Here is a 25917-nt window from a genome sequence, read left to right on the forward strand (position 1 = left end):
AAATCAGGCAGCGCTCCCCCGGGGGCGCTGCCAATTCCAGCATCATATTTTCTCTATTAAAATCAAGTGCTTGCACAACAGGCCCGCACAGGCGCGGCACAAGAGCGCCGAAATTGACAGCGCGCACTCGCTCACATTGATCTGAGTTGTAGACAGGCCCCCAACTTCCGTCATAATGCAGTTTGAAAACAGCGCGCTCGGCGCTGCACAAACCCTGATCGGGAGCCCCGTCATGAAGCGGGATGTTTTGTCTAGCGCTCCCTCGCCGGTTGCGAACACGCCTGCCTTGTCGGCAGACGAAAGTTCCTGGCTTAGCGCCATCATCACGTCGTCCACCGACGCCATCATTTCCAAGACCACAGACGGCATCATCGCCAGCTGGAACCCAGCGGCTGAACGCCTGTTCGGCTATGCCCCTCAGGAAGTGATCGGCAAGTCCATTCGCCTGCTGATCCCCGAAGACAGGCAAACGGAAGAGGATGAAATCCTCACCGCGATTCAGGCCAACAAGACCGTTTCAAATCTAAGGACAGTCCGCCGCCACAAGGACGGCCATGATTTGCATATCATGGTCACCGTCTCTCCCATCCATGATGCAGATGGCAAGATCGTCGGCGCGTCAAAGATCGTGCGGGACCTGTCTGCCGAACTCGAAAGCCGGGAAAAGCTTGAGCAGAGCGAAACCCAGTTCAAGGCCCTCGCCGACAACATTCCCCAGCTCGCCTGGATGTGTGATCCAAACGGCCAGATCTTCTGGTACAACAAGCGCTGGTATGAATTCACAGGCGCTGATGAATCGACCACGCTGGGGCATGGCTGGAAGTCCGTTCACCATCCCGAACATGAAGCGCGCGCGACCGAGCATTTCCTCAGCTCCCTCAAGAAGGGAGAAGTCTGGGAAGATACATTTCCCTTGCGCGGCAAGGATGGAAAGTTCCGCTGGTTCCTTTCCCGCGCCCATCCGATCAGAGGTGATGACGGCAACATCATCATGTGGTTCGGCACCAATACGGATGTGACCGACCAGAAACAGCGCGAGGAGCGTATTCAGCTCCTTCTGGGTGAAGTGAACCACCGCGCCAAGAACATGCTGACCCTGGTTCAGGCAATCGCACGCCAGACGATGGCCAGCGGCGAAAACTTCCTGGACCGCTTCTCAGAGCGCATGCGCTCTCTGGCTTCCAGCCAGGATTTGCTGGTCAGTTCCGGCTGGCGCGGCGCACGCGTGGAAGACATCATGAGCTCCCAGCTCGCCCATCTGGAAGACTTCATCGGCACCCGGATCATCCTGAACGGCCCGCATGTTCGCCTCACCTCGGCGGCGGCACAATCGCTGGGCATGGCACTGCATGAGCTGGCCACCAATGCCGGCAAGTATGGCGCATTGTCCAATGATACCGGTCAGGTTCAAATCACCTGGAACATCCGGACGGATGAGGATGTAAACCGGTTCGAGATCAACTGGATCGAAAGTGGCGGCCCCCCCGTTGAGGCGCCTGAGCGCCGGGGCTTCGGCTCAACCGTTATCGAAAAGATGACGCGCATCGCGTTCGGCTATCCCGTGAAGCTGGAATTCCCGCCGGAAGGCCTGCAATGGCACCTCTTCAGCGTCGATGACCGCGTTTTCGAATCCGACTTCGTGCCAGAACCGTCAAAGTCAGAGGCGCCTGATCCGCAATCCGTGGCCCCCGTTTCCGGGACACAGCAATCCCCGAGCGCCCATCGCCGGGTGCTGGTGGTTGAGGATGAGGCGATCATCGCCATCGACATGGCGGCCGCACTGGAAGATGCCGGTTATGCCGTCATCGGGCCGGTCGGCTCTGTGTTCGAGGCAATGCAATTGCTGGATGAGACACCTTGCGACTGCGCTGTGCTGGACATCAATCTGGCAGGGGAAACCTCCGCGCCTGTGGCCGGACGTCTGCTGCAACAGGGCGTTCCGTTTGTGACCGTCTCTGGCAACACGCCGGAAACCAGCGGCGCGGAATTCAGTCAGGCACCTTTCCTGTCAAAGCCGATCATCACGAGCAAGCTGCTAACCCAATTGTCCCGCATGCTTACTGAAACGGCTCCGCAAACTCGTTAGCGGCGTCCTCATAGGATGACGGCAGCAATTGGGTATGGATCGTCACGATCAGACCGTCATCCGTATATTCACGCTCAACCCGCGTGCGCGGGAACATCTTGAAGATCTGCGTTCCGAAACCTGTCCGGGCAGGTGGCTGAACCGGGCCCACACCCGTTTCTTTCCAGACGGAAACCACAATATTGTCTTCCAGCTTCCAGCTGAGATGGAGATGGCCGCCGGGCACGGAGAAACATCCAAACTTGCGCGCGTTGGCTGCGAGCTCGTGCGCAATCATCGCGGCATCCTTGCTCGCCTTCACGGTGAGCAGGAAATCCGGGCCATCCAGTGTGAAGCGGCTCGCATTCCGTCCGACGATCGCAATCAGTTCGTTCTCAAGAATGTCCCGCAGCCTGAGACCGCGCCAATTCCGGCGGCTCAGCTCGAAATAGGTCCGGCTCATGGACGCCAGCCGCTCGTTGAAATCCTTGACATACGTGCCAACGTCATCTGCGCTTTCGCCTGAAATCCGGGACGTGGCCATGATCACCGCAAACATGTTGCGAATGCGGTGGGCCAGCTCGTTTTCCATATAGTCGTTTTGGCGCTTCAGCTCGACTTGCGTCGTAATGTCTTCCGCCCGCTGGATCATGTGCGTGACATTGCCAGCCTCATCATAGTGAGGGTCCTGAACAGCTTGCCAGACGCGAGTCTCAACGGTGCCATCCGGCATGGTCAGTTCGTAAGGCTGGGCATCCAGCGTCGTGCGTTTGCCGCTGAAGACTTCCCGGAATTTCGCCTCCACCGGTTCCTGGCGGCCCCTCACATCGGGGAAGATGTCGAATATGTACTGTCCCGCCAGACGCTCCCAGTCAGTTTCTGTGGCGGTCATGTATGCGTCGTTGGCGTAGGCGAAGCGCAGATCCTTGTTCAGAATCATCATGGGCATGGCCCAGGAGTCGGCCACATCCCGAAACAGCTTTTCGCCAAAACTGTCCGGCATTGAATCGTGACGTGTCATGCGAATGTTTTTACCTCGTACACCCCGAACTTTCATCAAATCTGTTAACAGTGAGTGACCACATCTGCACCCCTGAAGAACACTTGCCCTGCCCGGCATCCCCTATATGACTGTGATCATGCCGTCTGATACGCCCCCCTCCAATGATGCCGCCCTGTCGGTTTCCGACCTCGCCGCCAGCCTGAAGCGCACGGTTGAGACCAATTACGATCATGTGGTCGTCCGCGGCGAATTGGGCCGCGTCACCCTTGCCCGGTCCGGTCACATGTATTGCGATCTGAAAGACGACAAGGCCGTGCTGAATACGGTGATGTGGAAGGGACAGGTCAACCGCCTGCCCTTCAAGCCGGAAGAGGGTCTCGAAGTCATCGCGACGGGCCGTTTATCCATCTATGAGGGCCGATCCAACTACCAGATGATCGCCTCTTCCATGCGCCCGGCAGGCGCTGGCGCTCTCATGGCCCTGCTGGAGGAGCGGAAGAAGAAGTTCGCCGCCGAAGGCCTGTTCGCCCCCGAGCACAAGAAGAAACTGCCCTACCTGCCCCGCACGATTGGCGTGGTCACCAGCCCGACCGGGGCGGTGATCCGGGATATCCTGCACCGCATCCGTGACCGGTTTCCGGTGCGCGTCATTGTCTGGCCAGCACTGGTTCAGGGTGACAGCGCTGCCGGACAGATCACAGCGGGGATCGAAGGCTTCAATACCATGACCGGCGCTGACCGTCCGGACGTGCTGATCGTCGCGCGGGGCGGTGGCTCGATCGAAGATCTCTGGCCATTCAATGAGGAAAACGTCGTTCGCGCCGCCTTCAACAGCGAGATCCCGCTGATCTCTGCAGTGGGGCATGAGACTGACACAACGCTCATCGATTACGTATCCGACGCCCGCGCGCCGACCCCGACCGGAGCGGCAGAAATTGCTGTGCCTGTTCGCTCTGAATTGCTGCTGATGACGGGAGAGCATGGCGAGCGCCTGAAGCGCGCTCTGGCCCGCCGCATCGGCCAATCACGCGACAAGCTGGCGGCAGCGCGACTGCCCCGCCCCGAATCCCTGCTGCAGGCCAAGCGCCAGCGGCTCGACTATGCCAGCGCGAGCCTTCCCAAGGCGGCGCTCGCGCTCGTTCAGAAAGCCCGCCTGCGGGTCTCCCGGCTGGCGATCAGCCCGGCCAGTCTCAACGCCGAAATCCGGGCCTCGAAACAGCGCCTGCGTGACACAGCCGTCCGCGCGCGCCCGGCGCTCAACCGCCTGATCGAAGCCCGGCGGAACACGCTGGCCGCACAAGGCAAACTGCTGGAAACACTGTCCTATCAGTCAACACTGAAGCGCGGCTATGCCATCGTGCGCGATACCGATGGCAATCTTGTTCGCTCCGCGACGGCCGCCGCCTCCACACCCAGCTTCAAGGTCAGCTTCGGTGATGGCGATGTCATGGCGCGCCCGGACGGAGCCACACCGCCTTCGCCACCGCCTGCGCCGCCAGTTCCAAAAGCGGCAAAGCCAACGAAGCCGAAGACCGATCAGGGCTCCCTCTTCTAGACAGAATCGGGGGCCGGGCTCGCTGGACCTCCCCTTACGGAACGTCCATCAAGTCTTCTCCCACAAAGTGCTCGCTATTTAATCAGTGCTGCACATACGAAAAAATAGTGATATTTCGACACCCGAGCGAATGTCTGATTTTGTTCATCCGCATACCTTCCGGCAGTCTCAAAAAGTGTACCTTCAATAAGGTTTTGTGATGATTTCGCCCAAAGCTTGTGCGTCGCACAAAACTGAAACCTTCTCGAACTTTCTGTTGTAAAACTTTGATTTGAGCCGGTTTGAGCCGCTGAGTAGGCAGCGCCCGACTGCGCACAGTGCGCCTAGTTAACGGGTCAAATCATGAAACACTCTTATCTTACCGCGACGGCAATTGCCGCTCTTGGTCTCTCCGGACAATTGTCCGCTCACGCACAGGAAACCAGCGCCGAAAAGGCTCGTCACCTGGAAGTCGTCACCGTGACGACACAGAAGCAGCAACAGGCGCTCATCGACGTTCCAATCAACGTGTCTGTGGCAAACCAAGCCCTGATCGACCTGCTCGCGGCGGATGATTTCGAAGACCTTGGCAACTTCGTTCCCGGCCTGCAGGTGCAGGCCCAAAGCCTCAACGCGCCGAGCTATTCCCTGCGCGGTGTGGTGTCGGATGGTGGTACGCCCCGCGTGGCCATGTTCCAGAACGGTGTCGCCATCGGCAATGTGGGGTTTGCCACCAATCTCGCCATCTATGACATGGAGCGGGTTGAGGTTGTCAAAGGCCCCCAAGCCACTCTGTTCGGCCAGGGCGCGCTGGTTGGCGGCGTGAACTTCATCCAGAACCGCGCCTCCCTGTCCGGCAATTCCGGCAAAGCCTCCATCGAAGGCGGTGACTACAGCTTCGTCCGCGCGGAAGGCCACTACAACTACGTCATCAATGACACGCTCGCCCTGCGCGTTGCGGGTCAGCTGAAGAACATGGACGGCTATGTGCCGAACACCGCCAACTCTCCGGACCTGATGGGACAGGACACGCTTGCCCTGCGCACCGCCCTTCACTGGGAGCCGAGCCCGCAGCTGCGCGCCGACCTGTTCGTCAACTATCAGGACGATGATTCCACCGGCACCCAGTTCACGTCCGGCTTCTTCGAGGTAAACGGGAAGGTCGATCCATACGGCGCAACGGCCATGAACGTGAATGATGATCAGGTCCGCAGCAAGCTCGGCAATGATCGTGAGCTGTTCTATGTCACCGCCAACGTCGAATACGACCTCAACGATGACTGGTCACTGACCTCCCTCACCGACTATCGCAACCTGTTCTCGAATGAGGCGTGGGACTCTGATGGTGTCGAGTTCAACCTGCTTCAATTCTATCAGGGCCGCCAGGCCAATACGTTCAGCCAGGAATTGCGCCTGAACTATGATGCCGGTGGCAAACTGTCGGCCTTCTTCGGCGGAAACTATTTCACTGTGAACGGCAAGGATGAGCTGCGCTTCTCCACGGATGAAGCTTACGCTCAATCCCTGTTTGCACCGAGCCTCGCAGGTGCCGCTGGCCTGACCGTTGAGCAGGTACAGGGCGCGCTGACACTCGCCGGTATTCCGGGCGGTGCAAACTTCGGCAGCTTCGATACGCCTCTTCAGTACTCCGCTCTGGCAGCCCTGCTGCAAGGCGCGCTGGTACCGCTTTACGGTGAGCATCTGGAACAGCAAATCTCCACCGACGAACGCGACACATATGACCTGTTCGGCGATGTGACCTATCAGCTGACAGATCGCCTCGAACTGACAGGTGGCCTTCGCTACACCAAGGAAGACCTGGCGGCGAGCTCCGTCGCAGCCGTCCTCAAGAGCAACCCGTACCTCGGCGGCCTCAATGGTGTGACCCTGGCGCCCTCCCTGCTGCTGAGCGCTGATCGCCTCAACAACAAGGCTACCGGATCAGAAGAAACGGATGGTGCGTTCACATGGCGCCTGAATGCCGCCTATCGCGTATCTGACAATGTGAACACCTGGGTCGCCTACGGCCGGGGCCGTCGCCCGGAAGTGCTCTCCGCTTCTGGTGCAAGCTATGATGTCATCGACGCGGAAACGCTGGACAATGTCGAGGCCGGTGTATTCGCCCGTCTCTGGGATAATCGCGTCCAGATGACCAGCTCGGTCTATTATGGTGAGTACAAGGACTTCCAGACCACGCGCTTTGACCCGATCAACGGCGTCTTCATCACCGAGAACTCCGGTAACGCCACCCAGTATGGCTTCGAATTCGATGGTCAGGCCCTGGTCACCGACAATATCCGCCTGCTCGGCACATATGCCTACACGCATTCGGAATATGATGACGAAGACGACAACGGAAACCCGCTCCAGTTCGCTGGTAACAGCTTCCGTATCAGCCCGGAGCACAGCTTCTCGCTTGCGGCTGACATCACGATCCCGGCCGGCGAACGCGGCGATTTCTCGATCGTGCCGAGCTATGTCTGGAAAGATCATCACTATTTCGAAGATGACAATGGCTACAATTATGCCGCTGATGGAAATGGTGGATTCACCCGTGTTCGTGAAGCCTATCCGGACGGCACCTTTGTCGAGGAAGAACAGGACGCATATGGCATCGCCAACCTCCGCATCGGCTTCGACAGCGCAGACGATCAGTGGGGCGTCTACTTCCTGGGCGAAAACATCTTCGATGAGGAATACCTGATCGACGTGGGCAACACGGGCGGTGCCTTTGGCCTGCATACCATCATCCGCGGCAAGCCGCAGATGCTGAAAGCCGGTGCCTATATCAAGTTCTAGGCTGACTACATACCGGGGCGGGCCCGTGCTCGCCCCGATCCTCCAGACAGGACTATGAACCATGAAGAAATATCTCCTCCTCGGCGGCCTGTTGCTGGCCGCCTGCAATCCGGCGGCTGAAACGATTGCGCCTGTGGATGCCCCGGCTGAAGCGCCAGCAGAAGCAGCTCCGGCCGACGCAAGCGACACCGAAACCGCGCTAAAGACCCTCACGGGCGAGCCGCCTGTCATCATCGCCCATCGCGGCGCAAGCGGCCTTTATCCCGAGCACACGCTGAAAGCTTACCAGGTCGCCATCGATCAGGGGGCTGACTTCATCGAACCGGATCTGGTGATGACCAAGGATGGCGTTCTCGTTGCCAACCATGATGGCTACCTGTCCGACACGACAAGCATTGCCGATCACGAAGAATTCGCCGATCGCAAAAGCGTGCGTAAAACGCCTCTGGGCGACAAGGAAGACTGGTGGTCTGACGATTTCACCCTCGCTGAGCTGAAGACGCTGAATGCCATCCAGCGCGTTGAAGGCCGCCCGCAAGACTATAACGACCAGTTCCGGATCGCGACGTTTGACGAGATCATCGACCTGGTTGAAGAGAATGCGGCGCAAGGCCGGAAGGTCGGCCTGCACATCGAGGCCAAATGGCCTTCCAATTTCTCGGCGGCCGGGCTCGACATGGTCGATCCGATCCTGAACACGATTGAAGAGCGCGGCCTCGTCGAAGCGGGCATTCCGATCTTCATCCAGTGCTTTGAGCCGGACTTCCTCGCCAAGGTCGCCGCTAAGAGCGACCTGACACTCGTACAGAACCTCGTCGGCCCGCCCTACGCGGCCCTGCTCGGCCTGGACATGAAGCTGGAAGACATTCCGACAGCAGGCGTCGGCGCTCACAAGGCGATGATCCTGACCCCTGAAGGCGGAACGACAGACTTCGTTGAACGTGCCCACGCCCTCGGCAAGATCGTGCATGTCTACACGGTGCGCGATGATGAACCGGCAGAAGGATTCGCATCAGCTGAAGAGGAGTTGAAAGTCCTCATCGAAGCTGGTGTCGACGGCATCTGGACCGACTATCCCGAAACCGCCGTGATTGTTCGCAAGGATTACGAATAGCACGACAGCGCTTTCAAAAAGCGAAAGGCCGGCCCTCCAGAAAGGAGCGCCGGCCTTTTTCATGCCCGCCTGTCGAGGCGAGAACAGTTTAGCTGATGTCTTCCGACAGCACGGTCATCTGGAACTGGTAGGACGTTTCGCCCTCGTCCACATCCTTGTAGACCACGGCCAGGAATTCGGCGCCGAGATAGCACTCAACGGAATCATCGGTCTTGTCACGCGCAACCAGGCGAAGGCCCGGGTGCAGTTTTTCCTTGAGATAGGCTTCAAGGCGCAGCGTTTCTTCGCGCTCCATGGGTCGGGCTCCTCTTGGGTCTTTGTGTTCGCGGCGAACCTAGAGATTTTGCTTGGCGTTGCAACCGCAAAGCCTGCAAATCAGCTGCGCTCGGCCTCCAGAACGCAATGCGCCGACAGGGATTCCACAGTTTCCTCAAAACGCGCCGGCAGCAGGCGTTGCAATTCCGGCTTGTCGATCTGGTCGCAATCCATCAGCGACAACACCATCGCCGTTTCGTCCTGAATCGTTTCCATATAATCCAGCGCATCCTGGCTCGCCCCGGCCTGGCGCAGCGCCGCTTCATTCTCGCGGGCGGCGATGTGGCGAACCGTCAAATTCCAGGCGAGCGGGAGAATATCATCAATCCGTTGCGTGTGTTCCAGCGCGGTGGGCCAGTCTTCGTCCAGTATGTGAATGAAGCCGATATTCTCTTCCGTATAGGCGACGCCCACCTGCGTTGCGCCGCGTTCAGCGCGGATGCGGGCCGCAATGCGCAGCTCTGACAAGGCCTCCTGCAACGCCTCTTCGTAGAGGCGCCCTTCCGGCAGTTCGCGCTGCGCCGCCAGCGCGACCAGTGTTGTGCCGACGCCATGATGCGCCATCTGTTCCTGTTCCAGTGTGATGTCTTCGGAATCCGCCCCAATCAGATGTGCCGCCTCGCTGAAAGCGCGATAGGCCAGCAAGGCGTCGCCGCGCTTGCGCAGGCACTGGCCCTTCCAGATCAGCAGCATCGGCGCGTCAAGATCGCGCGCCGTCGCCTGGTTTACATAGTCCACCACGGTGGAGCATCCTTGGCTCCAGACCAGTGACGCCTCATCTGCTGCGCGGTACTCCAGCATGGCCAGCCCCGCAGCGCCCATTGCCTGATCCGACAGGGCCTCTGCATCCATCAAACGTTCAAACGCAGCGCGTACATTTGCGGAGTCCACTTCTCCGCCCCAATCATCCAAAGCGGCCTGCAGCAACTGGTGCTCCTCATCCCTCAGCAGGCGGACACCCCCCTCATCCGCACGGAGCACCATGCTGACCACTTGCGAGGTAACCTCGTTCATCGTCTTGCCGAGCACGTGGCTGCGCGCAATGTTCACAGCGCGATCTTTGTAAGCAGCGATCTGGCGCGCCGATCCGGCCTGTTGCAATTCTCTTGAAAGCTCGGCCTGCCTGCGCGCCGACTCATTTTCCTCGCGGATTGCGACGAGTTGAGCCTGTGTCGACTCGCGCTGTCGACTGGCTTCTCCTGCGACGATGCGGAGATTGATCTCGTTCAACCGCGCCTGATGGGCGTACTCCGATTTCAGCCCCTGAAGCGCGACATAGAAATAGATTACGCTGCCCACAGCAATCACCGCTGCCGTGACGAGCAAGACCGCCAGGGCACGGATCAGGAAGCGGAAAGCCTTCTGCTCTCCCTGCAACTCGCGCAGCAGGTCAAGCGAAGTAACCGGCGAGGTTCCGGATTCTGATTGCAGGCTCATGCCCGGCTCCTTTCAGAGAGGATTGGCGTTTCGGCGCCATCCCAGACGGTTTCACCAAAGACGGGTTCCAGCAACAGACGCAAACCGGTGTCCTCGTCACCTTCGCGAATGAAGGCCTCCGCCACGAGCAGCTTGATCCGCATCTGCCGCTTTCGCCAGATGCGCAGCGCTGCGCCAATGGCGGTCGCGACGAAGAAATTTGACGCGCCAATCATGCGCTCCGGATTATCTGCGAATACGTCCGCGCCGAAGGGCAAAGGGTATTTGCCAAGAAGGGTCGACAGGAAGACGCTGAACGACACGACCGCCATGAAGATCGCCCCGGTCAGCAAGTGACGGTCCAATTTGGCTTCTGCCTTGAGCTCGGACCGGTGATGGCTAATCAGGGGGCTGATGGTCTTCATCGATTAATCCCTGTCCCGTGCGACCCGAAATCCAATCCCATCATCGCGGCCCGTATCCGGAAATGCATCACGGATTGCGGACCGAACATAGGACGGCACCTTCTCCCAACTGCCGCCCCGGACTGCACGGGAGCGACAGCCACGCTCATCATAGACCGTCGCCTCACCAAACCGGCCAAGATAGCTGCGCACGCTACAGTCAGCGGTCCATTCGGCGACATTGCCGTGCATCTCATGCAGGCCGAAGGCATTCGGCGGATAATAGCCAACCGGCATGGGCCGGCGGGGCCAGACGCCTTTCGGACCGTCATTGTAGATCCGCCCGGCATTGAAGTTCGCCTGCTGGTCCGTCAGCGTATCGCCGGTGTTGAAAGCAGTCGTGGTGCCTGCGCGCGCGGCATACTCCCATTCTGCTTCGCTCAGCAGGCGATAGGGCTCCCCATCGACGCGAGTATTCAGCCAATCGACATAGGCCATTGCCTCAACCCAGGTGATGTTGATCACCGGCAGACCCGGCTGTTGCCATTGGTCACTGCGGGTCTCATTCGCGGCTTCGTTTCCAACGCAGCCGCCGCCTTCGACACAGGCGGTCAGATCGGCCCAGCTGATCTCAGTTGCGGACGCGGCAAAGGGCTTGATCGTGGCGCGCCATTGTGGGCCCTCATTATCCTTGCGTTCTTTCTCGGTTGCCGGGGAGCCCATCATGAACTCTCCGCCCGGAATGGCGACCATTTCCGGACAGTCTGTGCAATCGCGAAACTTGCGTTCGGCAATGGCGCCGCCGGCATCAGCCGCGGTAAAGGCCGCGCCGCGCAGCAAGGTGGACACGCTGGTGAAGCCGGGCGCGGCATTCACGGCGTTTGGCACCTCAGCCATGTCACCGGCGCTACGGGCGGCTGAGCCACGTGCCCCATGGGCCGGCAACTGCGCGCTGGTATTGGTTGGCACGGGCTGGGGCGCCGGGCCGCCATCACAGCCCGCGAAGCAGAAATCCGCACCTGTCAGCCCGGAATTGTAAAAGGGTGTCTGCAATCCATTGGTCGACTGGTTTACCCGATCTGCCACGCGCTTGAAGACTTGTTCGGCAATCAGGTTCTGCTGGCCAATCGTCTGTGACAGCGCCATCGCAAAGGTCGAGTTCTCGCCCTCGCCATCATAGGCGACATAGCCCGGCGCGGTGGAGTATGAAATCAACAGGCCGCGCGCCGGCTTCACTTCGGCCAGCCCGCCCGCTGCACTACGCGTTGCGCTTGGCAATGGATTGTCGCGGCAGGCGTCCAGAATGACGAAATTCACCGCATTCCCGGCATGCTCCACATAGCGCAACGCGTCGCCAAGGCGCGGGGCCTGTCGCCAGATGTCCTGCTCCGAACGGGCGTTTGCATCCACTGGCACCAGATAGTTCAGGCCCTGCGACTGAACCCCGTGCCCAGCGTAATAGATCAGACCAACAGAATCGGAGCCGCCCGCCTTGAGACGCGCGCCGTGATCGGCAAAGGCCCGTTCCATCTGGTCTTCCGTGCCATCTATGACCAGGTCTACCGTAAAGCCCACCTTGCCGAGTGTTTCGGCCATCAGGCGTGCATCCCGCGCCGGATTGGGCAGTTGCCAACCGGTCTGCTGATAGCTGGAATTGCCAATCACGAGCGCGTAGCGCGGTGCTTGTTGACTTTCCGCCAATGCGACGGGCGCCAGGATAAGGCATAGAAAGGCTGCAATTACGGTCCGAAGCATTGCGGGCGTCCCCTTCCGCTGGTTGCTCAATGCGTCCCCCGAGCACAGCATTAACTAACCCCAATTCCCGGCACGAGAAAAGGGGGCAAGCCTGCCCTTCAGCTGTGAAGCCTGAATCAGCCGCTTTGCGGGCGGTTTGCTGTTTCGGGGAGCAGCGCGAGAACCTTGGCCTGTCCGACCCAGTCATCGCGCAGGATACGGCCCTTGAAATGTTCCAGCTTGTCATCGACCCACTGGATCTCGTCAGGGCCCCATTCCGAAATCTGCCAGAAATAATAGACGCCGATCTCATTCAGCAATTCAGCCAGCATCGGACCAATACCGTTCACGCGCTCAAGATCGTCTTCCTCCCCGAAGGCCGCTTCGACCAGCAAATTGGCCTGGTCATCCGGGCGCATGGCCTGACGAACAGGGTCCTGGCCGCGAATGATCTCGATCTTGTGGACGGTCGTGGTCGTCTCCGGTTGTGGGGCCGGAGGCGGCGGCGGAGGTGGTGGTGGCGGGGGAGTCGCCGGAGTTTCCGTTGTCGTTGTGGTTTGCGTGAATTGCGCCTGGGACAGCGGAACGCGCTGAGAATAATCAATATCTGTGCGCGAATAGGCGGTTTCCTGAAGCGTACGCACCATGTGATGCATCGCCGCCATACCGTACTCGATTGAAGTCAGCCGGTCTTCGACCGCCGCCATATTGAGGCGCGCCTCCATCTTGCGGAGCGAGTTCGTGATTGCCGACATGTCGGGATCCTGAAGCCCGACCACCATCTCCTGCAGCGTGGCCAGACGGCGCTCAAGCGAGGATGTGTCGGATGTGTCGGATGTGGACTGAATGTCGACGCGCATCGTTGCCAGCGCGGAATCGAGTGTCGCAAGGCGTGCCTGCAGTGGTGACAGGTCCACAGGTCCACGATCCATACTGGCGACATGGGCCTCAAGTGCAGCGAGCTTCGAATGGAGGGCGGCCGTACCGCCTTCCAGATCGGCCAGCTTGTTATGCGTAACGCGGACATGATCCGGCGAAGTCTTCAGGTCGCGTTCGATCTGGCGCAAGGTTTCCGTGACCGGGCCGAGATCCACGTCCGGCACAGTGATCTGGCTGATCGCGGTTTCAAGCTTGGCAAGGCGGTCGCGCAGGCTGTCCACATCCGGCACACGCAGCGAGGCAAGAGACGAAGACAGTGTTTGCAGACGGATGGTCATGCTCTCATTGTCAGCCTTGCGCTGGGCATCCAGCCGCTCGGCGAATTCGGCGAGACGGGCTTCCATCTGGCCAAAATCCCCGCGGATCGGATCAAGATCCGTAACCGGCACATCAAGATTCTCGAGTGCAAGTTCAAGGCGCGCAAGGCCGCTATGGATTGGGCCGAGATCAACTTCAGGAATCTCCGGAAATGCTGGTATCTCAGGCATTTGTGGCATCGCCGGTGGCTCTGTATTGACCAGCACGTTTACACTGTCTTCGATGCGCGACAGCCGGGCTTCCAGACTGTCCAGATCTGTATTCTTCAACTGGCCCACAGCCATGTCGAGATCAGCGAGCCGCGAGATAACCGGGTCAAAGCTTGAGCCGCTATCGGCAAGGCGGGTTTCAATCGCCTCCAAACGCGCATTCACGGGTGAAATGTCTGGCGTCGGAATGTTTCTCAGACGATCACCCAGACTGTTGATGTTGGCGTGGAATTCATCCCGCGTGACCGGCGAAGGCATGGCAGAGAGCCGCTCCTCGATCGCGGCGAAGTGTGCCAGCAAATCGTCACGCGTCACGCCGGCACGCAATTCCGACATGGCGCTATTTTCCATCAGCTCTTCATAGGACTCGGTGACGTCCTCGTAGCGATTGCGCATCCACCAATAAACCAGAGCTGCCCCCGCCAGCGCGGCAAGCAGCATGAGCAGCAAGATCTGGATGAGAAGAAACCACATGATGTTTACTTTCAGGCTAGCTGGTGGAATTCATTCCGAGACACGGATCACCCGAATCTCGATGCGTCTGTTCTGGGCGCGACCTGCCGCAGTGGAGTTTGGCGCAACCGGGCTGGCATCGCCATACCCCGTTGCGACTAGTCGGCCAGATGGCACGCCCCGCGCGATCAGTGCATTGCGCACCGCTTCGGCGCGCGCCTGACTGAGCTGGCGATTGGTTTCCGGCAGACCGGTGCTGTCTGTATAGCCAGCGATGCGCAGAGATCCCGGGCATGCGCGCACGGCTTCGGCGACATCATCCAGCAGGCCAGCGCTTGATGCGCCGATCACCGCGCTGGATGACTGGAATTCAATGCGCGCATCGCCCAACAATTCTTCAAGTGAACTTTCACAGGAGCTGACCGCTTCGCGTGAGATGACATTGATCGCCCCGACCTCCCCTAACGGGATCGGCTCCAGGGCAAGCTTGCGTGTGGCGGCGGCTTCGGCGCCCGGAAGCTCGCAATCAAGCGAAAACCGGTTCGTGGTAAACGCAGATACACCGCGGTCGCACTTCGACACCGTGTTTAGGCCGCGCATGGCGACTTCCAGGAAACCATCGGCGACGGGCTCGTTATTGATCGACAGACTGTCCTGAATGGAAATTACGCGCGGTGGGTCTATTTTCGTGCGAGCGGCTGCGACGACTTCCTGACGAATTTCCGTGTTCGGCATATCGCCATCAAGTGTCAGCACACCATCAGCCACACGAAACGACCAATCCGTATTGGGGCCAACGGCACCTTCACCCAGAAGGCTCCAGTCGAAATTTTCTCGAATGCGCGTGACCGGCCTAGCCGATCCGAACAAGGCTGGTGCGCGCGCTTTCCTCACTGCGTCGACGGCAGCGTCCGCGGCTTCACGGCTGGGAGGACGCCCTTCGAGCGTGATCCACTGGCCAGAGACACGAGACCGGGCCCAGCTGGCATCAGCCTCAACCAGCGCCTGCGACGCGGTCCGCTGGGCGGTTGCCTGCACCACACCAAACGCAAAAGGCCAGATCGCGAACAAAAGGAGGAGCCCCAGAGCGGCCAAAGGAACCACAGCGTAGGGCACAAACGGCAAACGTTCTGCCTCAGCGCGCCGCACCTTGCGCGTGCGCATGAACCGGCCTGCAGTGCTGCTACTGTCGGTCAACCGGCCACCCTCTGTTCACGCGCCAAAAACACCCCTCCCGAAACCGGGTCGTGGGTCAAATATTAAACGAAACAAAGGGCCGCAACAACATTCCGATCCCGAAATGAAACGTTGCTGGAGACAATATTGCTGTCAATTACTGCAAAAACTCAGCTGTCGCGCGATTTGTATTCAGGCCGGTCAACTGACACGCGAACGGCGGACTTACTTGCCCATATCGTCGGGAATCGTCTGATCCATGGTTTCTGCCGGATGGCAGCAGGACGGTCCGCTGACAATTCGCGCCGGAACGCCTGCCACAGTGCACTTCGCTGGCACGTCTTTCAGCACCACACTACCCGCTGCGACCTTGGCCTCGTCACCGATATGGATGTTGCCGAGAACCTTCGCCCCAACGGACAGTAGCACGCCCTTGCCGATCTTCGGATGGCGGTCACCCACTTCCTTGCCGGTTCCGCCGAGCGTGACACCGTGCAGCAATGAACACCCGTCGCCGACAATCGCCGTTTCACCAATCGTGATGCCCGACGCATGGTCCAGCATGACAGCCGTCCCTATGCGGGCGGCTGGGTGGATGTCCACGCCGAACAATTCAGAAGCGCGGCTCTGGAAATGGAAGGACAGCGTTTCACGCCCTTCACGCCAGAGCGAATGAGCAACGCGATAGGTCTGAAGGGCAAGGAAACCCTTGAAGTACAGGAAAGGCTGCAACATGCCGCGGCAGGCAGGGTCGCGCTCAAGGACCGCTTGCAGGTCGTCTTCAGCGGCCTCGACCAGTGCATGGTTGGAATCATAGGTATCGCTGAGAATCTGGCGCACCTGCTGTGTGCTCATGACCGGGCTTTTCAGCTTTTCAGCGAGATGGAAGGAAAGCGCCTGACACAGGGTTGAGTGCGCCAGGATGGCAGAGTTCAGATAGCTCGCCAGAGCAGGCTCGTCCGCAGCCGCAGCGCGAGCTTCGAAGCGAAGGCGATTCCAGGCTGGTGCGGGTGCACCGATATCCGGATTGTCTGGCATATCTCTTCCTTCCAATGCCTGTCTTTCCGACATGGGCCACTTTTGCCCAAGTGCAAGTCTTTGACCTGCCCTATTCGGCGGGTATTTCCTGACGGTTAAAGATCCGGCGAAACGTTTTCTGCACAGGTTTCATGGTCGTGATGCGGAATACGGCCGGCGTGAAATACAGCGCCAGAAGCGCGGATCCACTGACCCCGCCGGAGATTCCCGCTGCCAGAGGCATCCAGAAGGAATCCCCCGTCAGCAGGATCGGCACAAAGCCTCCCATTGTCGTCAATGTCGTCGCCACAATATGGCGCGTCGCATCCACGACAACTTCACGTTGGGCAATCACGTCATCCGCCATTGCAGCCGGATTCGCCCTGAGCAATGACAGAACGACGATAGAGCCGTTGATCGCAATGCCGAACAGGCCAAGGCCGCCGATGATGGCATTGAAGCCGAACGGCAGATTGAATAACCACACCCCAAAGAAGGCATAGCCAAGCGAGAGAAATCCTGACGCCAGCACCAGCAGCATCATGCGGAACGAATTGAACACCAGCATGATCGCCCCGGCCATCACCATGACGAGTGGGACACCGACAGCGGCGAGATTGCCAACAGCGTCGCTGGAATTCTCTGCTTCGCCTCCAATCACGACCTCATATCCAGCGGGAACATGAAACCCGGTTTCCTCAAACCGCGCCTGATAGTCCGCAAGCACAGGTGCTGGCAGCGTGTATGGATCCAGATAGGCGAGAATCTGGTTCATGCGCTGGCCATTGCGGCGCGTGATCACCGCGGTTTCGGGCACAAGCGTCACCTCGCCCAAGGCAGAAATCGGCGTACCAGAGCCAGTGCCAACTGTGGCTGATCGCAAGTCCGTCATCCCAGACCTGCGCGACATCGGCGCAATCACTTTTACCGGCAACTCTTCCGTCCCCTCCAGCACAGAGCCAGCCCGCACGCCTTCGAGTTCCGCGCTCAGGTCTGCGGCGATATCGGTCAGGCGTTCACCAGCGAGAGCCGATGCGGCTTCGTCAGCCTGCAGGCGCATCGTGGGCGCGCCCAATTCCAATGACGCGACCGTGTAGGTGATGCCGGGTGTTTGTCCGAGAACGTTGCGAATTTCGTCGCCAATCATGTCCAGAGTATCAAAATCATTCCCCATGACGCGCAACTCGATCGGTGCGTCAGCGGGGGGGCCCTGCTCGAATGGCAGCGCCAGGAAGCGCGCACTTGGAAACTCCTCCCGCACCATGCGCTGGACTTCGCCGACAATCTCATGCGTGCGCTCATTTGAATCGAGCTGCACCCAACCTGTCGCAAAGCCTTCAACGCCTTCCGTATTGTTGAGAACATTATAGTAGACACGCGGCGAAGGCTGGCCGAGCACCCAGGTTACATCTTCAACACCCTCAATGGCACTGATCATGTCGGTGGCGCGATGAACCACATCGACGGTGTCATGAATGTCTGCCTCGGCCGACAATTGGAACGTCACCTGAAACTGGTCGCGCTCCGTTTGCGGAAAGAATTGGGATGGCAACTGCCCGACGAGCCAGAAACCGAATATGGCCGGGGCCACACCAATCGCGATGCCCAGCAGCGGGAAGCGCAAAATGGCCTCGATGGAGGCGCGGTAGCCATCCGAAATATAGTCGTTCATCACGCCGTCCCGCCACCAGCGGCGCGGGCGTTTTGCGTGGCCAGTCTCCCAGCCGCGCTTGCGGTCGAACCAGCCGGCCATCGCCGGGATCACGGTAATGGAGATGAGGAAAGATGCGGAGATCGCGAACACAACTGACAGGCCGATCATGCCAACGAACTCGCCTGCGCCGCCCGGCAACAGGGCGATGGGCGCAAAGGCAAGCGCTGTGGTCAATGTCGACGCGGCAAGCGGCGCGGCAAGGTGACCCAGACTTTCCCGAATAGCCTCGAAACGGTTCTTGCCCTTGGCGCGCAATTGGTCGAACTCGTCGACCACAACGATGGCGTTATCGATCAACAAGCCAAGTGAGATGACGAGCCCCGTCACAGACATCTGGTGGAGCGGGTGGCCGAATACGCTGAACAGGATCAGCACCAGGCTGACCGTAAGCGGAATGGCCATGCCAACAACGATGGCGGACCGCCACCCCATCGTCACGAACAGGACGAGCACAACGATAAAGGCCGAGAATAACAGGCTTTGCGCCAGGCCGTTCAGGCGATCATTTGTGTAGAGACTCTGATCAAATACAGTCTCTACTTTCAGCCCCGGTGGCGCTGACGCCGCGAATTCATCGGCGATAGCGCGGGCGCTTTCTGCCCATTTGTCCACGCGCTGTCCAGGCGAGATATAAACGCCGACTAGCACAGTCCGAAGATTGTTTTCATAGGCCTGCTTGGTGGACGGATCAGCATACCCCTTCTCCACCCGTGCGACATCCGCCACGCGGACGGCCGAGCCGTCAGGCCGCTGCAGAAGCGGCACCTGGCGCACGCGCGAGATGCCATCAAACTCACCGCCGACCTCGAGGCCGATTGTGCCACCCTGCCCGCGTAGGCGACCAGCTGGTGTTTTGCTATCGGCCGACGCGATAAGGCCCGCGGCCTCACGGAAAGACAGCCCCGCTGCCGACAATGCCTGCGGATCGACGACCACACGAACTTCTTCTTCTGGCAAACCGTAGGTTTCCGTTTCCTCGGTGCCACCAAGGCGTTGGAATTTGTCTTCGAGGTCCAGTACAAGCCGGCGCATGACAGCAAGGGGAGGCTCTCCCTCGCCTGTCCAGGTCAGACCAACGACCAACGTCGCAGCGCCCACATACAGTCTTTCAACCTCAGGCGATCCGACGCCAGATGGGAATTGGGCCTGCGCCTCTTCCACTTGCCCCCGGATCAGCGTCCAAGTGTCATCGACCTCGCCTTCAGTCAGGTCTTCCCGGATCTCGATCCGCACCTGTGAAAAGCCCGCGCGGCTGGTGGATGTCACGTCTTCAATCTCGGCCAACTCCATGAGAGCCGCTTCGACAGGTTCCGTGACGAGCGCCTCAACCCGTTCAGCGTCCGCGCCGGGATATGGCGTCAGCACAAAGCCATAGCGCTCGATCAGGGTCGGGTCTTCCTGACGCCCCAGCGTCAGCATCGCGCCAAGCCCACCGATCAGGACAACCAGGATCGCGAGTATGGCAAGGCGCGGCAGTTTGAAGAAAAGCGTCGACATGAGACTTAGCCACCATTCACGGCAGCAGCACGGTGCACGTCGCGCGGCTCAACCGGCAAACCCGGCACGATGCGTTGCAAACCATCGGTTATGACCCGCTCACCTTCTTCGACAGCGCCGCGAACAAAGGCGCGATCCCCATCCGTATGCACCATTTCTACCGGACGGGTGGCGACCTTCCAGCCCGACCCGCTCGGCTCCGCTACATAGATCGACCATAGTCCGCGCGACGCGGTAGACAAAGATTTGACCGGCACCCAGAAGCCCGGCTCATCAATGTCTCTCTGCATCGTCAGGCGCACAACAGTTCCTGACGCAACCTGCCCCTTGTTCTCGATTTCAAAAACGGCTGCGACAGTGCGCTGCGCCGGATCGATCACGCCGGTGACACTGCGCAAAATGGCCTCGACTGTTCCAACATCGGTCTTGAGATCATAGGTCTCGCCAGGTGTCAGGCGGGCGGCGCTGTTGGCAGGCAGTCCGATGCGAGCTTCCAGATGCCCCGCCTCGACCAGGTCCAGCACAGGCTGGCCAGCCCCGGCAATGGTACCTTCGTCCGCCATGCGGGAAGTCACCACGCCATCGAAAGGTGCTGTGATGCGAGACAGGTCTATCTGCACGCGGTAAATGTCTGCCTGCGCCTTGGCTGCTTCAACACGCGCGAGCGCCGTATCTGCCTGCGCCTCAGCTTCATCCACCGCTTGCTGGGAAACATGCCCCTGCATCTTCAGTTTGCGTTGGCGCTCGACCGTACTCATGGCAAGCGAATGCGCCGCGCGCGCCTCTTCAACCACGGCATTCGCCGAAGCCAGTTGCGCACGCAGGCCGCGCGTATCCAAACTGGCAAGGATGCTGCCGCGCTGGACACGGTCGCCAACATCCACAGCAATCGATTCAATCCGACCACCGGTCGAGAAGCCAAGCGCGCTGTTGCGTCTGGCTTCGGCAAGACCGGAATAGGCCTCGTTCAATGTGAAAGCCGTGACCAATTCGACCGGCGCGACCTGAACGGTCATCGGTATAGGAGCAGCCTTGGCAATCTTCGGCCCTTCTTCGCTGCGCAGGCGCGTCGCCGCGAGCACAAGACCGACGCAGACCACCACCAGGATCAGCATGAAGATCAGCCCCTTGATGGCTGTCGGTCGCTTGTCGCGCGACACATCTCCGATATGCGGGTTTGTCTCTGTCATGTTGCTTGTCCTGAGAGGTCGCCGTTTTCACTCGCGACTGCGGGTTTCAGCAGGCTGCGGATCTGCAGGCTTGCGTGGAATTCTATGAAATCAGTTGCCGACATGGGCGTTTCGTCCGGCACGAGTTGATGGAACTTTGGAACGTGGATCAATAATTGCGCAAGTCCATGCGACCCGGCCCAAAGAGACTTCGCCGCGATGACCGGGTGCAGCGCCGGGTCGAACACGCCAAGTTCCTGCCCTTCGCGCACCATGCTGATCAGCACACCGAAAGCCTGCCCTTTCTGCGACGCCACAAACCCGTCCCACGACAGAATTCCGGCACCATTTTCAGGCAGATCATTCTGAATGCTGGAAAATGCGGCCGCGTAGTGGAAAGGGCGTGTCACCGCGGTTTCGACATATGTTGCGACACACGCTTTTGCACGCTCGAGAAACGGACGGTCGGCGCTGGAACTGTTGTCGACCTTTTCCAGGAGCCGCTCGAAGAACGCCTCCTTCAACTCATCAATGAGTTCTTCCTTGGACCCGAAATATTTGTAGATCGCAGAGGGCGAATAATCGATCTCGTCCGCCAAACGGCGGATCGACAAACCTTCCTCCCCCTCCTTGGCAAACACGCGCTCGGCGGCCGAGATGATGGACTCCCGCACGCGCGACCGACGACGGTCGGCTGGCGTCTCTTCAGGGGCGTCATCTGTCTGCATTTGACCCAATCTTCGTGCAAAGCGTTCAGAAAGTGAACACTGTTCACTCTTGTACGCTTTTCGGGGCCCAAGCTCAAGACGGCAATTGTTAACAGGCGGCTTTAAGTGGGCCTCACGCGAGCCTATGTTGCCGCCATGACAAAGCGATTCCCCCCCGCCCCCGCCATCGGAACCCCAATGCTGGCAACACGCCCAAGCGCGGAGGCGCGGCAATTGCTGGCCCGGCGACGTTCGGCGGGAAAACATTTCATCTCCGAACCCGGCCCAACGCCAGACGCGCTGGACGAGTTGCTGGAGATCGCCGCTCGCGTACCGGATCACCGCAAGCTGACGCCCTGGCGTTTCATCGTGTTCGAAGGCGACGCGCGGGCCGACTTTGGCCAGGAACTGGCGCGCATTCGGGGCGAGACCCTGGAAGATGCAGAGTCACAGGATTTGATGGAGGCCGCAGGTCTGTTCCTGCGCGCACCAACCGTGGTGGCCGTCATTTCCTCACCAAAGGAAGATGGGCGTACCCCAATTTGGGAACAGGAATTGTCCGCTGGGGCCGTGTGCTACAATTTGCTGCTCGCCGCCAATGCCAGCGGCTGGGCGGGCGCCTGGCTCAGCGAATGGCCAGCCTTTGACAAGCAGGTCGCCGAAGCACTCGGCCTCACTGGTAAAGAGCGCGTCGCCGGGTTTATCTATCTCGGCACATCAAAGATCGACCCACCCGAACGTGGACGCGCCTGCATGGCGGATATCGTCACGCGCTGGTCGCGCTAGCCCCGACCGCGATAAGAAGCGACGCCGGTGTCGGGCACATAGAGCCCGGCTGGCACCTCGCCGGACTGCCAGAACACATCAATCGGAATGCCGCCGCGCGGATACCAGTATCCGGAAATGCGCAGCCACTTCGCCTCGGTGAAGTCAAAAATCTTCTTGCCGATAGACACCGTGCATTCCTCGTGAAACGCGCCATGATTGCGGAAGCTGGTCAGGTAGAGCTTGAGGCTCTTGGATTCGACCAGCCAATCACCCGGCGCGTAGTCGATGACAAGGTGCGCGAAATCGGGCTGGCCCGTGACCGGACACAGGGACGTGAATTCCGGCGCAACAAAGCGCGTGAGATAGAGCGTGTCGGCATGCGGATTTGCCACCCGCTCGAGCTCTGCTGTCTCGGGGCTTTGCGGTTGGTCGGTTTGCTGGCCGAGTTGGCCCAGCCCCTGATAGATCGGATTGTCAGCCATATTAAAGGATCGCCGGTACGGGAATGAGATTGAAGGTCAGCCCCATATAGAGCGCATATGCGAAAAGGAGAACCGCTCCCTCCCAGCGCGCAACCAGCTTGCCGGAAATCGCAAAGACCACCATCAGCGCGACAGACAGAAGCAGAGCCGCAATATCGCCAACACTGATCAGGCTGTGGCTGATTCCGGACGACATCGCATCTGTCGTTACATCGCCGGTCGGTACGCCGCGCACACTGAATGGATGCACCAGTGCCGTTACGCCCAGAATGCCGAGAATATTGAAGATGTTCGAACCAATGATGTTGCCGAGCGCGACATCCGCCTTGCCCCGGAACGCCGCTATAGCCGATGTGGCAAGTTCAGGCAGGCTGGTGCCGATAGCGACAATCGAGAGACCAATAACTGTCTCGCTGATGCCAAACTCCCGCGCGATGATGACACCGCCATCAACCAGCAGCTTTGCCCCGATGACGACGCCTGCCAGGCCCGCAACCGCGATGAGAATGCCGAGAAGAATGCCATAGTTCGCCTCGACGATTTCGCCCTCCTCCGCATGCATGTCCGCCGCCTTGTCGCCCGCAGTCCGATCAGCGATCAGCGAGAAGGCGATATAGGCCAGCAATGCGGCGACCAGTACGAAGCCGGCAAGGCGCGAGAACAAATCAAACCAGATCAATGTACACAGCACAGCCGTCATGATCACCATGATGGACGTATCCCGCATCAGAGCCCGCGGGTTGGTGATGATTGGATGAATAACGGCCGCTACGCCCAGAACAAGAAGGACATTCGCGATATTGGAGCCGACAACGTTTCCGACAGCGATCCCCACCGCGCCTTCACTGATGGCTCGCAAGCTGGTGACCAACTCAGGAACCGATGTGCCGAAGCCAACCAGCGTCAGCCCGATCACGAGTTCGGAAATGTTGAGCTTTCGCGCAACGCTCACGGATCCGCGAACCAGCCCTTCACCCCCTATGAACAAGAGAATGAGGCCGCCCAGAACCATCAGATATGTCATGAAAATCCCCGTGGGAAAGAATGAAGCCTTGAATATGGTAAACCACGAATACGAGCGCAATCTGACCCATGCTGAGATTTTCGAGGACCCTTCCGACCGCCCAAACGTACAAAAAAGCAGATATCCGGGGAGGCGCGACAAATTTCAGCAATCTTGTTCACCGTACACTCAGCTCGATGGCGCACATATCTCAATGGATACGCAAGGATCACACGGAAGATGGTAAATCGGGCGATCCGCCCCGCGCAGAATTCAGCCCCGCCTTTCGGCAGGATCGCTGTCTGCTGCCTGGCGCTCAGCCTGGCCCCTGCCTGCGCCTATCTTCCATTCACTGATAATGACGAAACGACCGGCTCAGGCAACACGACGATTCCGGTCACAATCGAGGGTGTACCGAAACAACTGGAAAGCGGCGCGCTCAAATCCGTCGAGATCCGCGCAGGCGAACCAACCAGCCTGCTGGACGTAAGGCGCCGCGCAACCCAGGCCGCCAGCGCCCTGGAAGAATATCTCGCGTCCGAAGGTTACTTCATGGCGGTGGTCAGCCCGGACCTTGTGGAAGACATGGATATGCGTCCCCAGCTCGACGTGGACGTTGGCGAGCGCTTCACCATCGCCGAGATAAACCTGTCTGGTACGGAGACTTTACCAGCTGACGTTCTGGACAAGCTGAGCATCGCCTCTGATGAACTGGGTATCGGCACATGGGCCGTAACCACTGACATTGAGGAATTGGAGCGACGGCTCGTCACTGAGCTCCGTCGTGAAGGGTATGCCTTCGCGGAAAGCGAAGGCATCGACGCGCTTGCCTCCCGCGCCGACAAAACGCTGGAGCTGACCTACCAACTCGTTCCGGGACCACGCGTCCAACTCGGCGAACTGATCATTCCGGAAGGCCTGGAGACGAAAGATCGCTCGATTGAAATTCTTCGCAATTGGGAACTCGGCAACTACTACACTCCGGAAAAGGTGGAAACGCTTCGCACCCGCATACGCGGGACCGGACTGTTTGATGGTATTGGCGTCCAGATCCAGGAAGATCCGGCGGCGGATGGATTACATCCCGTTGAGCTGCAATTGTCCGAAGGCAAGCGCCGATCCATCGGCGCAGGTATCAGCGTTTCAACATCTGAAGGGGTCGGCGCCACAGCGAGTTGGGAACGCCGCAATCTAACCGGCGTTGGCGACACGCTCGGTGTCGATGCGCAGATCGCGACTCTCACAAGTGGTCTGACACTGAGCTATAACCGTCCCAATATTGGCAGGTATGGTCGCGACTTTTCTGCAGAGACAGGCATCCGCGCAGAAGAAACAGATGCCTACGACCTGCAGGGCATCAGCGCCACGGCAAGCCTGTCGCAACCGTTCAACGACCACTTCACGCTATCTGCGGGCGCAACCATCGATGCGACGCGCTCGACGGATTACGAACTGCGCGCTGCCGGCGAGGACGATTATGAGGAGCAGGTCACCTTCTCTTTCCCGCTAGGCGCAACCTACGACACGGTGAAACGACCGCTGGACCCTCAATCCGGCAATCGTGTTTCGCTTGGCGTCGAGCCCGGCGTCTCTGTCGGCGATAGCGAAGCGCCCTTCACGCGGATCACAAGTTCGGCGTCAACCTATCACAAGATCTCGGAGCGGCTGGTTGCCGCTGTGCGCGCAGAGGCCGGGACGTTCCTCGGCGAAGACGATGTACCGGTCGATCGCAAATTCTATGCGGGTGGCGGCGGCTCTGTCCGTGGCTTTGAGTATCAGTCCCTTTCCCCGACCGACGCAGACGGAAACATCATCGGAGGTGACGCGATGTTCGCCGCATCAGCCGAGCTTCGCTGGCGCAAATCAGAACGTTGGGGTTATGTGGCCTTTGTCGATTCCGGCTCTGCGGCCGGCTCTGTGGATGAAGCCATCGGCGAGATGCGAACGTCGGTCGGCTTCGGCGTGCGCTTCTACCCAGGTTTCGGTCCAGTACGGTTTGACATTGCAACACCTCTGGATCGCCGCGACGGTGACGACCCCGTGCAAATCTACGTATCTATCGGACAGGCGTTCTGATGGCA

At 59.5% G+C, this 25917-nt stretch carries 19 protein-coding genes; 6 read left to right on the forward strand and 13 right to left on the reverse strand.

All coding sequences use genetic code 11. The features are described 5' to 3' along the window. The first annotated feature begins 175 nt into the window (after positions 1-175). Positions 176-2086: a PAS domain S-box protein gene (locus HY36_RS06380; RefSeq protein WP_162175953.1), complete on the forward strand. Its 1911-nt coding sequence runs from the start codon at positions 176-178 to the stop codon at positions 2084-2086. Here HY36_RS06380 and HY36_RS06385 read toward each other — a convergent pair. Next, entirely contained in the window at positions 2058-3086 is a 1029-nt protein-coding gene (locus tag HY36_RS06385; protein ID WP_035550108.1) for a sensor histidine kinase, read from the reverse strand. The two genes, HY36_RS06380 and HY36_RS06385, sit on opposite strands and share 29 nt — an antisense overlap. 118 nt (positions 3087-3204) lie before the next feature. On the opposite strand from HY36_RS06385, the gene xseA reads away from it, so the two are divergent. The 3 genes from xseA (at position 3205) to HY36_RS06400 (ending at position 8515) form a co-directional block, all read left to right on the forward strand. Then, a complete protein-coding gene (gene xseA, locus HY36_RS06390; RefSeq protein WP_164473912.1) occupies positions 3205-4623 on the forward strand; it encodes an exodeoxyribonuclease VII large subunit in 1419 nt (472 codons plus the stop codon). Between the two features lie 342 nt (positions 4624-4965). Beyond that, positions 4966-7401, forward strand: coding sequence for a TonB-dependent receptor (locus HY36_RS06395; protein ID WP_035550114.1), 2436 nt, complete (start codon positions 4966-4968; stop codon positions 7399-7401). A 61-nt stretch (positions 7402-7462) separates the two neighbouring features. Next, positions 7463-8515 (forward strand): glycerophosphodiester phosphodiesterase family protein, encoded by a 1053-nt coding sequence (locus tag HY36_RS06400; RefSeq protein ID WP_035550117.1) that lies wholly within the window; start codon positions 7463-7465, stop codon positions 8513-8515. Positions 8516-8603: 88 nt separating this feature from the next. On the opposite strand, the gene HY36_RS06405 is transcribed toward HY36_RS06400, so the two are convergent. The 10 genes from HY36_RS06405 to HY36_RS06455 form a co-directional block, all read right to left on the reverse strand. Continuing rightward, complete coding sequence (locus tag HY36_RS06405) at positions 8604-8810, reverse strand: DUF3126 family protein (protein WP_027836519.1); 207 nt, start codon at positions 8808-8810, stop codon at positions 8604-8606. An 80-nt stretch (positions 8811-8890) separates the two neighbouring features. Next, the gene (locus tag HY36_RS06410; protein WP_035550121.1) at positions 8891-10267 is read right to left on the reverse strand and encodes a hypothetical protein; all 1377 of its coding nucleotides are present in this window, start codon (positions 10265-10267) and stop codon (positions 8891-8893) included. Next, the gene (locus HY36_RS06415; protein WP_035550124.1) at positions 10264-10671 is read right to left on the reverse strand and encodes a hypothetical protein; all 408 of its coding nucleotides are present in this window, start codon (positions 10669-10671) and stop codon (positions 10264-10266) included. The genes HY36_RS06410 and HY36_RS06415 overlap by 4 nt, the downstream gene beginning before the upstream one ends. A gap of 3 nt (positions 10672-10674) precedes the next feature. Further along, on the reverse strand, positions 10675-12405 hold the full coding sequence (locus HY36_RS17715) for an SUMF1/EgtB/PvdO family nonheme iron enzyme (protein ID WP_051602562.1): 1731 nt from the start codon (positions 12403-12405) through the stop codon (positions 10675-10677). 116 nt (positions 12406-12521) lie between these two features. Beyond that, on the reverse strand, positions 12522-14324 hold the full coding sequence (locus HY36_RS17720; protein ID WP_051602563.1) for a hypothetical protein: 1803 nt from the start codon (positions 14322-14324) through the stop codon (positions 12522-12524). A 30-nt stretch (positions 14325-14354) separates the two neighbouring features. Continuing rightward, the gene (locus tag HY36_RS17725) at positions 14355-15500 is read right to left on the reverse strand and encodes an OmpA family protein (RefSeq protein WP_162175954.1); all 1146 of its coding nucleotides are present in this window, start codon (positions 15498-15500) and stop codon (positions 14355-14357) included. Between the two features lie 204 nt (positions 15501-15704). After that, complete coding sequence (cysE, locus tag HY36_RS06440) at positions 15705-16517, reverse strand: serine O-acetyltransferase (protein ID WP_035550192.1); 813 nt, start codon at positions 16515-16517, stop codon at positions 15705-15707. Positions 16518-16587: 70 nt separating this feature from the next. Then, the gene (locus tag HY36_RS06445) at positions 16588-19707 is read right to left on the reverse strand and encodes an efflux RND transporter permease subunit (RefSeq protein WP_035550127.1); all 3120 of its coding nucleotides are present in this window, start codon (positions 19705-19707) and stop codon (positions 16588-16590) included. A gap of 5 nt (positions 19708-19712) precedes the next feature. Further along, a complete protein-coding gene (locus tag HY36_RS06450; RefSeq protein WP_051602565.1) occupies positions 19713-20897 on the reverse strand; it encodes an efflux RND transporter periplasmic adaptor subunit in 1185 nt (394 codons plus the stop codon). After that, positions 20894-21604, reverse strand: coding sequence for a TetR/AcrR family transcriptional regulator (locus HY36_RS06455; protein ID WP_051602566.1), 711 nt, complete (start codon positions 21602-21604; stop codon positions 20894-20896). Before HY36_RS06455 ends, HY36_RS06450 begins: the two co-directional genes overlap by 4 nt. A 135-nt stretch (positions 21605-21739) precedes the next feature. Here HY36_RS06455 and HY36_RS06460 point away from each other — a divergent pair, with 135 nt between their 5' ends. Further along, positions 21740-22369 carry a nitroreductase family protein gene (locus HY36_RS06460; protein ID WP_035550199.1) on the forward strand — a complete coding sequence of 210 codons (630 nt, stop codon included), beginning with the start codon at positions 21740-21742 and terminating at the stop codon, positions 22367-22369. Here HY36_RS06460 and queF read toward each other — a convergent pair. Both queF and HY36_RS06470 read right to left on the reverse strand, forming a co-directional pair. After that, a complete protein-coding gene (queF, locus tag HY36_RS06465) occupies positions 22366-22833 on the reverse strand; it encodes a preQ(1) synthase (protein ID WP_035550130.1) in 468 nt (155 codons plus the stop codon). The two genes, HY36_RS06460 and queF, sit on opposite strands and share 4 nt — an antisense overlap. 1 nt (position 22834) lies before the next feature. Continuing rightward, positions 22835-23857 (reverse strand): calcium/sodium antiporter, encoded by a 1023-nt coding sequence (locus tag HY36_RS06470; protein ID WP_035550133.1) that lies wholly within the window; start codon positions 23855-23857, stop codon positions 22835-22837. A 219-nt stretch (positions 23858-24076) separates the two neighbouring features. Here HY36_RS06470 and HY36_RS06475 point away from each other — a divergent pair, with 219 nt between their 5' ends. Further along, entirely contained in the window at positions 24077-25912 is a 1836-nt protein-coding gene (locus HY36_RS06475; protein WP_035550136.1) for an autotransporter assembly complex protein TamA, read from the forward strand. The last annotated feature ends 5 nt before the right edge of the window (positions 25913-25917 follow it).

It is taken from the genome of Hyphomonas atlantica corrig., assembly GCF_000682715.1.
In the GTDB taxonomy this organism is placed as follows: domain Bacteria; phylum Pseudomonadota; class Alphaproteobacteria; order Caulobacterales; family Hyphomonadaceae; genus Hyphomonas; species Hyphomonas atlantica.

Coding starts and splice junctions, on each gene's coding strand:
- HY36_RS06475 (WP_035550136.1), top strand. CDS start 24,077: ATGGTAAATCGGGCGATCCGCCCCGCGCAGAATTCAGCCCCGCCTTTC.
- queF (WP_035550130.1), bottom strand. CDS start 22,833: ATGGCTGACAATCCGATCTATCAGGGGCTGGGCCAACTCGGCCAGCAA.
- HY36_RS06415 (WP_035550124.1), bottom strand. CDS start 10,671: ATGAAGACCATCAGCCCCCTGATTAGCCATCACCGGTCCGAGCTCAAG.
- HY36_RS17715 (WP_051602562.1), bottom strand. CDS start 12,405: ATGCTTCGGACCGTAATTGCAGCCTTTCTATGCCTTATCCTGGCGCCC.
- HY36_RS06410 (WP_035550121.1), bottom strand. CDS start 10,267: ATGAGCCTGCAATCAGAATCCGGAACCTCGCCGGTTACTTCGCTTGAC.
- HY36_RS06405 (WP_027836519.1), bottom strand. CDS start 8,810: ATGGAGCGCGAAGAAACGCTGCGCCTTGAAGCCTATCTCAAGGAAAAA.
- HY36_RS17720 (WP_051602563.1), bottom strand. CDS start 14,324: ATGTGGTTTCTTCTCATCCAGATCTTGCTGCTCATGCTGCTTGCCGCG.
- HY36_RS06460 (WP_035550199.1), top strand. CDS start 21,740: ATGACAAAGCGATTCCCCCCCGCCCCCGCCATCGGAACCCCAATGCTG.
- HY36_RS06400 (WP_035550117.1), top strand. CDS start 7,463: ATGAAGAAATATCTCCTCCTCGGCGGCCTGTTGCTGGCCGCCTGCAAT.
- HY36_RS06385 (WP_035550108.1), bottom strand. CDS start 3,086: ATGACACGTCACGATTCAATGCCGGACAGTTTTGGCGAAAAGCTGTTT.
- HY36_RS06450 (WP_051602565.1), bottom strand. CDS start 20,897: ATGACAGAGACAAACCCGCATATCGGAGATGTGTCGCGCGACAAGCGA.
- xseA (WP_164473912.1), top strand. CDS start 3,205: ATGCCGTCTGATACGCCCCCCTCCAATGATGCCGCCCTGTCGGTTTCC.
- cysE (WP_035550192.1), bottom strand. CDS start 16,517: ATGCCAGACAATCCGGATATCGGTGCACCCGCACCAGCCTGGAATCGC.
- HY36_RS06380 (WP_162175953.1), top strand. CDS start 176: ATGCAGTTTGAAAACAGCGCGCTCGGCGCTGCACAAACCCTGATCGGG.
- HY36_RS06470 (WP_035550133.1), bottom strand. CDS start 23,857: ATGACATATCTGATGGTTCTGGGCGGCCTCATTCTCTTGTTCATAGGG.
- HY36_RS06445 (WP_035550127.1), bottom strand. CDS start 19,707: ATGTCGACGCTTTTCTTCAAACTGCCGCGCCTTGCCATACTCGCGATC.
- HY36_RS06395 (WP_035550114.1), top strand. CDS start 4,966: ATGAAACACTCTTATCTTACCGCGACGGCAATTGCCGCTCTTGGTCTC.
- HY36_RS06455 (WP_051602566.1), bottom strand. CDS start 21,604: ATGCAGACAGATGACGCCCCTGAAGAGACGCCAGCCGACCGTCGTCGG.